General features: G+C 46.6%; 11 protein-coding genes. 10 read left to right on the plus strand and 1 reads right to left on the minus strand.

Annotation, left to right across the window (positions count from 1 at the left end; all coding sequences use genetic code 11):
- Positions 1-1,029 (minus strand): hypothetical protein (locus PMG71_RS10420; protein WP_283753613.1); only part of this gene is annotated, 1,029 nt, incomplete at its 3' end.
- A 298-nt stretch (positions 1,030-1,327) separates the two neighbouring features.
- Here PMG71_RS10420 and PMG71_RS10425 point away from each other — a divergent pair.
- From PMG71_RS10425 to PMG71_RS10470, 10 genes are all read left to right on the plus strand, one after another.
- On the plus strand, positions 1,328-2,830 hold the full coding sequence (locus PMG71_RS10425) for an efflux RND transporter periplasmic adaptor subunit (protein ID WP_283753614.1): 1,503 nt from the start codon (positions 1,328-1,330) through the stop codon (positions 2,828-2,830).
- A gap of 6 nt (positions 2,831-2,836) precedes the next feature.
- Positions 2,837-4,054, plus strand: coding sequence for an ABC transporter permease (locus tag PMG71_RS10430; protein WP_283753615.1), 1,218 nt, complete (start codon positions 2,837-2,839; stop codon positions 4,052-4,054).
- 64 nt (positions 4,055-4,118) lie between these two features.
- Positions 4,119-4,847 carry an ABC transporter ATP-binding protein gene (locus tag PMG71_RS10435; RefSeq protein ID WP_283753616.1) on the plus strand — a complete coding sequence of 243 codons (729 nt, stop codon included), beginning with the start codon at positions 4,119-4,121 and terminating at the stop codon, positions 4,845-4,847.
- 80 nt (positions 4,848-4,927) lie between these two features.
- A complete protein-coding gene (locus tag PMG71_RS10440) occupies positions 4,928-5,749 on the plus strand; it encodes a PP2C family protein-serine/threonine phosphatase (RefSeq protein ID WP_283753617.1) in 822 nt (273 codons plus the stop codon).
- Positions 5,750-5,785: 36 nt separating this feature from the next.
- Complete coding sequence (locus PMG71_RS10445; RefSeq protein ID WP_283753618.1) at positions 5,786-6,982, plus strand: FHA domain-containing serine/threonine-protein kinase; 1,197 nt, start codon at positions 5,786-5,788, stop codon at positions 6,980-6,982.
- Between the two features lie 80 nt (positions 6,983-7,062).
- Positions 7,063-7,869, plus strand: coding sequence for a VWA domain-containing protein (locus PMG71_RS10450; protein ID WP_283753619.1), 807 nt, complete (start codon positions 7,063-7,065; stop codon positions 7,867-7,869).
- Positions 7,870-8,006: 137 nt separating this feature from the next.
- The gene (locus tag PMG71_RS10455; RefSeq protein WP_283753620.1) at positions 8,007-8,312 is read left to right on the plus strand and encodes a nucleotidyltransferase family protein; all 306 of its coding nucleotides are present in this window, start codon (positions 8,007-8,009) and stop codon (positions 8,310-8,312) included.
- Positions 8,313-8,448: 136 nt separating this feature from the next.
- Complete coding sequence (locus PMG71_RS10460) at positions 8,449-8,889, plus strand: putative toxin-antitoxin system toxin component, PIN family (RefSeq protein WP_283753621.1); 441 nt, start codon at positions 8,449-8,451, stop codon at positions 8,887-8,889.
- The gene (locus tag PMG71_RS10465) at positions 8,886-9,140 is read left to right on the plus strand and encodes a CopG family transcriptional regulator (RefSeq protein WP_283753622.1); all 255 of its coding nucleotides are present in this window, start codon (positions 8,886-8,888) and stop codon (positions 9,138-9,140) included. The genes PMG71_RS10460 and PMG71_RS10465 overlap by 4 nt, the downstream gene beginning before the upstream one ends.
- 271 nt (positions 9,141-9,411) lie before the next feature.
- Positions 9,412-11,310 carry a bifunctional serine/threonine-protein kinase/formylglycine-generating enzyme family protein gene (locus tag PMG71_RS10470; protein WP_283753623.1) on the plus strand — a complete coding sequence of 633 codons (1,899 nt, stop codon included), beginning with the start codon at positions 9,412-9,414 and terminating at the stop codon, positions 11,308-11,310.
- Positions 11,311-11,696 lie beyond the last annotated feature (386 nt).

An 11,696-nucleotide genomic window follows, 5' to 3' on the forward strand; every position in this document is an offset into this window, starting at 1 on the left:
ACTGGTATCGGTGACCCAAAACCCGTCACCAATAATCACGATATTCTCGGTATTAGTGGGGTCATGAAGTGCCTTGACTACTCGTTTCCCAAGCGTAATAGGCTTGTCAAGGTTCAGGATAGCCTTAAACTCAGAACAACGGAAACCATAGAGTAAGTTGAAGCTCAAGGCTTTGAACCATGAACGACGAGAATCTATGGCTCTCCATTGAGCTTTGGTCAGATCATAGCCATTAAGCCCAAGTACCCTAGCCCTAAAGTCTAGAAATGTCTCAAGGTCGATGGTTTGTCCTTCAGTCTTCTCGACAACACGAATAACCCCAAAGTGGGATTGAACCTTATCGAGTTCAGCAATTAACCGAGTATCACGCAACAGCTTGCAACAGGCAACATAAGCGTTTTTGAAGCCTTTAGAGCAAAGAGTTTGAGAACCAGACGTATTAATAATCAACTGTCCCCAATTGCTCTTAATCCCAGAGATGAGATTCTCAGCAGTCAGCTTAAGCTCTGGGTTGAGCTTTTGGTAGTGATTCCCATAAGTCTTGCTATAGATTGCCAAGGTGTTAACCCTTAACTTCTTATCAGCCCTATTACGTCCGCACTTGTCGTAACCCGACAAGTAGTTAGACTTCACCAGCTCTATCGCTTCACCAATGGTGATGATGTCATTCTCAAGGGTTTTAACTCCCTTGATTTCGACTTCGTACCATTCCCAGAATTCAGACTCTGATTCAAGCTCTTTGAGCTTGTCAGAGACTGCCAGAGACTTGGCTAGGGCATTAACGCAACCATCACGGGTAAAGTCTTCATTGCAAGCAATATCAGAGTTACCGGATTTGGTAGCAGTCTTAAACCGGAGGTTAAGCCTATTCCTGGTATTCGTAATCCGAATACCTTTAGGGGTTGACTTTTGACAAGCCTTAAGGTAGGCACGGATCAACTCATGGTCTACCAATTTGGATGAGTCAATGGCGTTAGAGTGGAAATACTCATTAACTAATGACCATGCCTGCTTTATGTAGGTGTTCATGTTTCACACACTTTTCACACATTTTCAAGGTTCAAAGTGTGAAACATATGTGAGGCAAGGGTTACAGCTTACGCTATAGCGTAAGCTCTCTTAGGGGTTTTTGGTTCAAATCCTGTCATCCCGATTCATCTCAAGCGTACATAAATAGATTTGATATTAATTGCCCATGAGCCAGTTTAGGAAATCTCTGGCCTATCTCCCCACAAGTACAGAAAACCAGTCTACCCTAAAAGTATGGGTTCATGCCTGTTCAACAGACAGCACTTACTTGTACTGATTTTTAAGGAAGATTGACATCATGCAATTGCCGCTCATCCACCCCAAACTTGAAAAGCCTCTCCCTTGGCTTTTGGGACTGGTTGCTGTTGCTGGTATTGGCGGGACTGGGATTGTGTACCTCAATACGAGTCGATCGCCGTCTCAAGCAGAGCAGATCGCCTCCTTAACTGTTCCTGCCGAAGCCTCTACCCTCACCATTCGCATCAATGCCAGTGGTGTGGTACAACCGGTTCGCCGGGTGAATGTCAGTCCCAAAGTGCAAGGGAGATTAGCCGAACTCTATGTGGAACAAGGCGATCGCGTAGAAAAAGGACAACGGATCGCCCTGATGGAAAGAGAGGAACTTGAAGCTCAATTGCGACAAGCCACAGCCAGATTAACCCGTACCCAAGCGGAACTCGATAAGGCGATCGCCGGAAACCGCTCCGAAGACATTGCCGAAGCTCAAGCCAGACTCAGACGCGCTCAAGCCAACTTAGCCGAACTGCAAGCCGGTAGCCGTCCAGAGGAGATCGCCGAAGCCCAAGCCTCCCTCAACCGCGCCCAAGCTCTGGTAGCGGAAGCCCAATCTCGTCTAGACTTAGCCCAAGAACGCGCAGAACGCAATCAACGCCTCGCTGATGAGGGCGCAATTTCTACGGATGAACTCGATCAACGACTGGATGAAAAACGCCGCGCCCAAGCTTATTTAGAGCAAACCGAAGCCGGGGCGATCGGAGCCAGGCGCAGCCTAGAGCGCCTGCAAAATGGCTCTAGAATAGAAGATATTGCTGAAGCCCAAGCCGCAGTTGCCGAATCCCAAGCCGCTCTAGACCGCCTAGTGAATGGAACCCGCATCGAAGATATTGCTAAAGCGGAAGCAGACTTAGCAGAAGCAAAAGGGAATCTAGAATATTACCAAGTTCAACTCGAAGATACGGAAGTCAAAGCCCCTTTTTCCGGGTTAATTGTGCAGAAATATGCTGACCCCGGAGCCTTTGTCACCCCAGTCACCGCCGCCTCTTCAGCAGACTCGGCCACCTCTACCTCAATTGTCGCTTTGGCACAAGGCTTAGAAGTTCTCGCCAAAGTTCCCGAAGCCGACATTAGCCAAATTTACCCCAATCAAAAAGTAGAAATTGTTGCCGATGCCTATCCCGATCGCACCTTTGAAGGTCGTGTTCATCTGATTGCTCCCGAAGCCATCAAGGAACAGGAGGTTACCCTTTTTCAAGTGCGGGTAGAAATTCAAACCGGCTTAGATTTGCTTCAGTCGGGGATGAATGTTGATTTATCGTTTGTGGGGGATGAACTGACCAACGCCTTAGTCGTGCCCACTGTTGCCATTATTACCCATCAGGGACAAACCGGCGTATTAGTCCCTGGGGACAGTGAGCTACCCAAATTTCAACCCGTCACCATTGGCCCCCTCCTAGGCAATCAGATCCAAATTTTAGAAGGAATTAAACCGGGTCAACCCGTCTTTGTGGAATTACCCGACGGTAAAACCTTAGATGAAATTGTTAATCGTGAGATCAAATAGACCCTTATGGATATTCTAGAGAGCATTAAAATTGCCGGTAAAACCCTATTAGGGAATAAAATCAGAAGCACCTTAACCATGTTGGGCATTATTATCGGTAACTCTTCTGTTATTGCCATGATTGGCATTGGTGAAGGAACCCAAAACTATGTCACTAACCAAGTGGGGTCTTTAGGGCCTAATGTTTTATTTGTCCTACCGGGAAATCCCAATGCTCAGAGAAGGAGCATTGTCCCTCCCCAAACCTTAGTCCTAGAGGATGCAGAAGCAATTGAGCAACAAGTGCCGTCAGTAGAAGCGGTTGCTCCCATGTTAACGGTAAGGGAAACGGTGAGTTATCGAGGTAATAATGTGGCCATTTCCATTACTGGAAGTACGCCAGAATTACTCACAGTACGCAGTTTAGAGGTAGCTAACGGTCGCTTTTTAAATGAATTAGATGTCAAGCGTAGAGAAACCGTAGTAGCCATTGGATCGGAGTTAGCCAAAAGCTTATTTGGCAATCGTAATCCTGTGGGGGAAACCCTACGCTTAAAATCAATTAGTTTTCGCGTCATTGGGGTAATGCAACCCAAAGGTTCATCCTTTGGAGATAACATGGATATGGCGGCCTATATTCCCCTCAGTACCATGACTAACCGAGTGAGTGGGAATACTTCCCCCTACGGGACGCAAGTGAGTTTAATTTCGATTTCCATTGAGTCCGACGATCGGATGAATGCGGCTAAGTTCCAGATTGAAAACTTGCTCCGTTTTCGCCATAAAATTACCGATGAAGACGATTTTACCGTGCGTTCCCAAAAGGAATTAATGGATATTTTAGGGAGCATTACCGGAGCCTTAACCCTTTTGCTGGCGGCAATTTCTGGAATCTCTTTACTCGTCGGTGGCATTGGGATTATGAATATTATGCTAGTTTCGGTGACCGAGCGCACCCAGGAAATCGGGTTAAGAAAGGCGATCGGAGCATCGGAACAAGATATCTTAATTCAGTTTATGATCGAAGCAATTATTTTATCGGTTATGGGCGGATTAATTGGTACAGGATTGGGAATTAGTGGCATTTGGGTGATTAGTAGTTTAACGGCTCTGGATGCAGAAGTTTCCCTAGTGGCGATTACCACTGCGGTTGGTGTTTCGGGAACGATTGGCTTGTTTTTTGGTGTATTTCCTGCTCAACAAGCGGCTAAACTTGACCCCATTGTTGCCTTGCGTAGTGCTTGATCAATTAAAAATTAAAAATTAAAAATTAAAAATTTCAGAATTGCATAGAAGCCGAGGAATAAGGATGAATCAGGAATTGGACAAAAAAGATATTATTCGCTTGGAGTATATCTCTAAGATTTATCAGATGGGAGATGTGGAAGTTCAGGCGATCGCCGATGTCAGCTTAACCATTCAATCGGGGGAATATTGCTCAATCATGGGGCCTTCTGGCTCTGGAAAATCCACCGCCATGAATATTATCGGCTGTTTAGACCGCCCCAGTAGCGGAAAATATTATTTAGATGGCACGGATGTGGCACAGTTACCCAAGAAGGAACTCGCCAGCATCCGCAACCAAAAATTGGGATTTGTGTTTCAGCAATTTCATTTATTGTCCCAATTAACTGCCCTAGAAAATGTGATGTTACCCATGGTTTATGCGGGAGTTAAAGGCAGAGAGCGTCAAGAAAGAGCCGAGGAAGCCTTAATAAAAGTGGGGCTAGAAAATCGGATGAAAAATAAACCCAATCAACTCTCTGGGGGACAACAGCAACGGGTGGCGATCGCCAGAGCGATTGTTAATCGTCCCGTTGTTTTGCTGGCAGATGAGCCAACCGGTGCTTTAGACACCAAAACCACGGAAGAAGTGATGAATATCTTTACCCAACTCAACCGTGATGGGATGACTGTAGTCATGGTTACTCATGAACCCGATGTGGCACGCTTAACTAACCGCATTATTTGGTTTAGGGATGGTGCAGTGCTTCAATCCCATTTAAGTATAGAAGACTTATACGCTTCCCATTCATAATGAATTGGGAGGAATGCGGGCAAAATGCCCGCTTCTCTTTCCCAATGCATCGGATTTTATGAGTTACTGATTACCCAATTATGAACGAGTTTTATACCATTCGCTCGGAAGTCAATCAACGACCGAATAATGAAGATAGCTTCTTAGCTCTGGAGTTGAACCCCCCCAATAGTCGCACTCCTGTGTGGGTATTGGCCGTTGCTGATGGCATGGGAGGACATGCCAGAGGTGAGGATGTGAGTCGGGAAGCACTACGCAGATTAGGGGTGTCGCTATTTGAACAGCTTTGTATGACTCCTGCCTTGAATCAGGAGAAGATGGATAGTCTGCGGATGGAAACCCTGGGTCGGGCGCTTCAGGAAGGGCTAGAGCAGGCGAATGATTTTGTGCGTCGGATGGCGAGGGCGAATCGATGGGGGAAAGCGGGAACTACGGTGGTTGCGGTGTTACTTTGGGGACAGCGAGCCGTGGCGACGAATGTTGGTGATAGTCCCTTGTTTCATTATCGACGGGGCGATCGCACCGTAAACCAACTCAGCCTCGATCATACCGTGGCGGCTGCCTTGGTGCGCGGGGGCATGATTACGGCAGAGATGGGTAAGTATCATGAGGGTCGCAATCAGTTAGAATTTTATCTTGGTCGAGAGACATTACCGGGAGATCCATTGATAGAGATCGGTTTGGAACCTGGCGATCGCCTCCTGCTCTGTACGGATGGCATTAGTAGCCCTATTGACACGATACAATTGCTCTCTTGCTTAACCATTGCCTCCCTTCCTGAATCTGCCCAAGCCTTAATTGACACCGCGCAAAAAGCCGGATCGACGGATAATCAGACGCTGATTATCTGGCAATCTGGGGATTCGGCAATCAGTCAAGCAACCGTACAACAGATCAATTAAAAATTAAAAATTAAAAATTAAAAATTGAGGTGAGTTATGACGGATACTTTGGCAGTGACGGTGGGTGGAATTATTCCGGTTAATATTAGTGGAATTGCACGAGTTGAGTTATTGGAATTGTTAGGCGTAGGGGGCTTTGGTTCCGTTTGGAAAGTGAAAGACTGTGCCAGCAATACCCTCTATGTTCTCAAGATTATTATGGGGTTGAAAGAAGGCAGTATTATGGTGGAACGGGTGCGGTTAGAAGCCTCAGTAAAAATCCCTTCTCCCCATATTGTGCCCGTGTTGGGGTTGCGCGAGTGGGACAGTCATACCTTTTTAATTCTGTTTGCCTATTCTCCCGGAAAATCCTTGGATCAATTCATTATCGGGGCAGGACTAACCGCCCGACAAAAAAGAACCATTTTTGCCGATATTCTCAAGGGCGTGAGTGCCGCCCATAGCTATAATATTATTCATCGAGATTTGAAACCTGCTAACATTTTAATCGAATCCGATGGAAAAGTCAAGATCATTGACTTCGGAATTTCTAAGTTTCGGGGTAAGGATATTACAGCCAGTGGGGAGTTTTTAGGCACGCCTCACTATGCGGCTCCAGAGTTGTTGGTTTATGGCTCCAATGTAGCTGATGCTCGCGTGGATATTTATGCCTTGGGGCATTTGCTATATGAGCTATCCATGGGGGAACATTTTTGGCAGCATAAGGGCTGGAATAAATTAGAAGATTTTGTCAATTATGTGAACAAGCATCCGGGTTTAGTCGATGGGATTGAATTACGCGATTTTGGCTGTGCCTTTCATCCGGATGCGAAAACTATTTTAGCCAAAATGATAAAAATAGACCCCGAACAGCGCTATCAAGCGGTTGATGAGATTTTAGAAGCTTGGGGTTATTCGGTTGAGGTTCCGGAATTACCTTCAGGTCTCAATTTTGAGTATCCCCTGTTGATTGTCGAGTCGATTACTAATCGGGATGCGCGGACATTTGTCAATATTCAACCGGGGAAAACCCTAATTTTAGGGCGAGCAGAAATTGCCGGAGCCGATAACAGTATCAGTCGCCAACACTTAGAGTTTTCCCGCACAGATAAAACCTATTTTGTCCGGGATAAGGGCAGCAAGAATGGGACGCTTTTGCGGGGGAAGAAATTGGGGGAAACTCCGGAAAAATTACGCCATGGCGATCGGTTGAAAGTGGGGGATGTTTTTCTACACTTCTGCTTTAGCGATTAATTAAGAAACCCGGTTTCTTCAAGAAACCGGGTTTCTGGGTATGGTAGAATAAAATTAGGTCTTTGTGCGAGGGTGAATTCATGAAAAAATGTGACGGATGTGGGGCATCCAATGAAGATAAAGCTAAATTTTGTCAGGAATGCGGGCGGGCATTTGCGGGGGCATCTTCTCCGAGCGCCACAGTTAGCAAAACCGTAGAATCGGCTGCTCCAAAAACCACGGGCGTAACCCTGAATTTAGCAGCCAGTTTAATGACGAGAGCGCAGCAACTCGACCAAAAACGCAAAGCCGATATTCTCTTTGTTCTCGACTGCACCGGGAGCATGGGTGGGGAAATTGAAGGCATCAAAGAAACCATTAGTGAATTTGCCGATTTAATTGAGTCGGAAGGAGTGCGGGTGCGCGTGGGGTTGGTGGCATTTCGAGATAGACTGATTCGGGAAGATCATCGGGTGTTGACGTTTGGGGGAGAAGTGTTTACGAATCAGCCGAAACAGTTTCGCGAACAAGTGTCTAAACTGAGAGCAACGGGAGGGGGAGATGCACCGGAAAGTAGTTTAGATGCCCTGATGTTAGCCCTGAATCAACCCTTTGGAACAGACGGAAATAAGGTGATTGTTTTAATTACGGATGCGCCACCCCATATTCCTGATTTGGAAACCCAGAGTATGGAGCAAGTGGTGGCGAAGATTAAAGCAGTGGGGATACAACAATGTTATTTAGTGATTCGCACCCAAGATCCCCAAAGTCAGGTTTATTTGAAATTATTAGAAGGCGTGCGGGGGATGGCGTTTGATTTAGGTACAGGGGATGATTTTCGCAAGCGTGCGGAGAATTTTAAGCGCACGTTGCGGGCGTTGGGTAAGACAATTTCCGAAACGGTTTAATGAACAATGAACAATTGACAAGGATCTGTAGGGGCGGGTTTTACCCAAATTCAGGACACCTAAGAATCAATTCTCTAAACCCGCCCCACCCCTACGGTTATTTGAGATAAAGCAGTTGAATTCGATGGAGTGGATTTATGAATACGGAAACGCTGGATACTCTTGTCAAACGATTGCAGGAAACTTTACCGGATTTGAAGAAACAGTATAAAATTCGGGAGATTGGAGTCTTTGGTTCCTATGTTCGCGGGGAGCAAACGGCTGAAAGCGATCTGGATATTTTGGTAGAATTTCACTCGGATTATCGTTTGGGGTTGTTGACATTTTGTGAACTGGAGAACCAGCTAACGGATGAGCTAGGAGTGAAGGTGGATTTGGTGATGAAAACGGGATTGAAACCGCGTATTGGTGAACGAATTTTAACGGAGGTGTGTTATCTATGAGTCGAGATATTATCGATTAACAATGATCTGTAGGGGCGGGTTAATCCCAGATTTAGGACAGCCAAACAATCGATTTTGTAAACCCGCCCCACCCCCGCGACGGTTTTTCCGATATATCCAATTGAATTGTATTGTAATGATGTATGTCTTTGATACTAATATTTGGGTTGCTGCATTACGATCGCGTAGAGGGGCTAGTTTTGTTCTTCTGAAAGCCCTTCGTCAAAGATTGGTTATCCCTGCCGTTTCTGAAGCCTTGTTTTTAGAGTATACTGAAGTCTTGAAGCGAGATGAAAATCTACAGAACTTTTGGATTTCTTCAGAAGAGGTTGACGTTGTTCTCAGTGTACTTGCGGATGTCTGTCAACCCGTTCCCATTTACTTTCAGTGGCGGCCGCAGTTACCAGACCCAGATGATGAAATGGTTTTAGAATGTGCGATTAATGCTCAAGCTCAAGCAATCGTGACATTCAACACTCAGGATTTTTTGCCTGCTGCCCAATTATTTGGAATAGAAGTGGTAAAACCTGGAAGTTTAGTTCAGTCCCTAAAATTACAGGAGAAAATTGGCGGATGAATAGTTATTTTCTACAGTTACCCGACGAAGTATTGAAGGAAATTAAACGTTTGGCTGAAGAAAACCAAGTTTCGATGGATCGCTGGCTCTTAAGTGCTATAACTGAAAAAATAGAAGCCCAAAGGACGGTTCACCTGCTGGAGAGTTATGCAAAACAAGCCGATTATAGCCGTTTTGACAAAATCTTAGATAAAATTCCTAATGCGGAACCCCTCCCTGGAGATGAGTTATCAATGAACAATGAAAAATGAACAATGATTTGTAGGGGCGGGTTTATCCAATATTTAGGACACCCAGCCATCAATTTCCTGAACCCGCCCCCACCCCCGCAAACGGTTGGGGGCAGGTTTACAAAAGTTATGGGTGGGAATTGGGGGATATGGACAAACCTGCCCCTACGGACATTTGGTTTCTTTCCACGGGGCAGGTTATACTGAAACTGGGGTAATCCACCCACAACCCAATCCTTTTTAATTTTTTCGGCTGTCGCCGACATGAAAATTTTTCATTTTTAATTGACCCATGCGCTGTCTGAACTGTCATACCGATGGACTGCCCCTGAATACTGAAATTTGTCCCAACTGTGGTGTCCATTTGCCCTCCCTGCACCGGAACTTGTTAAAGCCGGGGACAAAATTGCAGGGGGGGAAATATGAGATAGATTATGGACTTGGACAAGGGGGGTTTGGCATCACCTATCGGGGGAGTCATAGCCGGTTGCAGAAAATTGTGGCAATTAAGGAGTATTTTCCTCAAGAACAGGTGGTACGTCATGGAGCCACGGGGAAAATTACGGTTCCGCGCACGCAGGAGAAGGAGTTTCAGCGAGGAAAAGAGCGATTTTTTGCGGAAGGGCAGAAGTTGGCGCAAATCAATCATCCGAATGTGGTGAGGGTGGAGGATTCGTTTGAGGAGGGGGATACGGGATATTTGGTGATGGAGCTAATCCCAGGAAATAGCCTGAAGCAAATCCTAGAGCAAAAGCGGTTATCGACTGATGAAATCGAGGGGGTGATGGCGCAGGTGGTGGCAGGGTTAGCGGCAGTCCATAAGCAAAAGATGTATCATCTGGACTTGAAGCCGGATAATCTGATGATGACTTCAGATGGAGTGGTGAAGCTCATTGATTTTGGCGCAGCGAAACAGGTGTTGGCGACGGTGACGCGCAAAAGTACAAGGCTGTTTACGGAAGGCTACACTGCACCGGAAGTGATGGGGGATGGGGAGATTGGGGCGTTTAGCGATATTTTTGAGTTGGGGATGATTTTGCATGAGATGGTAGCGGGAGAGTTGCCCCCATCTGCTATCTCGCGGTTGTTGGTGAATAAGGGTTGGCAACCGCAGGATATTGGGGAGCCTTGGTTGGGGTTGTTGAAAAGTGCCCTACCGATGGAGCCAACAGAGAGAGCGCAGGATGTGCGTCAGTGGTGGGAGAGTGGTATCGCTAAACCGTTGTCATTGCGAGCGGAGCGAAGCAAACGCCCAGATTCGGAGACGGGGGGAGATGGCTTCATTCCGCTACGCTCCACTCGCCATGACGAGTCCATTCCGCTTCGCTCCACTCGCCATGACGAGCATCAAGTATTTCGGTTTGAAGTGCTGACGGTGAACCGACGGGGAAAAGTGATTAAGCGGGAAAACAGGGAAGCGCAGTATTTCCAGGAGGATTTGGGGGAAGGGATATCTTTAGATATGGTGGCTATTCCGGGGGGAACTTTCCTCATGGGTTCGCCACCAGGGGAAGGAAGGGATAGTGAAAAGCCGCAGCATTCGGTGACGATGCAGCCGTTTTATATGGGGAAATTCTTGATTACTCAGGCGCAATGGCGCAGGGTAGCGTCGTTTCGGAAAGTGAAGCGGGACTTAGAGTCTAATCCGTCTCGTTTTAAGGGAGATAACTTGCCAGTAGAAGAAGTTTCATGGTATGATTGCGAGGAATTCTGCGCTAGGCTGTCCCAGTATACGAGAAAATCCTATGGTTTGCCCTCTGAGGCGCAATGGGAATATGGCTGCCGCGCCGGAACGACGACCCCTTTTCATTTTGGCGAAACCCTGACGACTGACTTAGCCAATTATGCCGGGAATTATACTTATGCTGATGCCCCCAAGGGTGAGTATCGTCAGAAAACCACACCGGTAGGAAAGTTTCCGCCGAATGGGTTTGGGCTTTACGATATGCACGGCAACTTGGGGGAATGGTGCTACGACCATTGGCATGAAGATTATTATAATGCAGCTCCTGTCGATGGGAGTATATGGTTATCTAGAGATAAAGAAATGGTTCGTCGTGTGATTCGCGGTGGTTCTTGGGACAGTTCTCCTAGGTTCTGTCGCTGTGCGTTTCGGTTCAACTTCGATCCCGACATTCAGGGCAGCGGCAGCTTTGGTCTGCGGGTTGTCCGTCTCCCCCCCAGGACTTAATTGCCCTTTGCTCTTTTGCCCTCTGCTTACTCCGCCGGAGGCGCAATTTTTTTTTGAAAAACAGGGGTTCTGACTGGCGACTACCCTATAGACATACACATATCCTGATTATACCTTGGAGGTTAGCAGAAAATGGGGGAGAAGTCAAGAATCAATTAAAAATTAAAAATTAAAAATGATTGGTAGGGGCGGGTTTTACCCAAATTTATGCAGCTTCGGCAGCGATTAAGAAACCCGGTTTCTTGAACAATACCTTCGCCAAAAAAGGGTAGAGCCGGGTATAGTAAGGTTGTTGTCAACCACAACTACAACCTCTATACCCAGCCCATGCTTGACATATTAACACTTTTACAATGCTTGCAACCATACATCGGGGCCACGAGTAT

The organism is Roseofilum acuticapitatum BLCC-M154 (genome assembly GCF_030068475.1).
Taxonomy (GTDB): Bacteria; Cyanobacteriota; Cyanobacteriia; order Cyanobacteriales; family Desertifilaceae; genus Roseofilum; species Roseofilum acuticapitatum.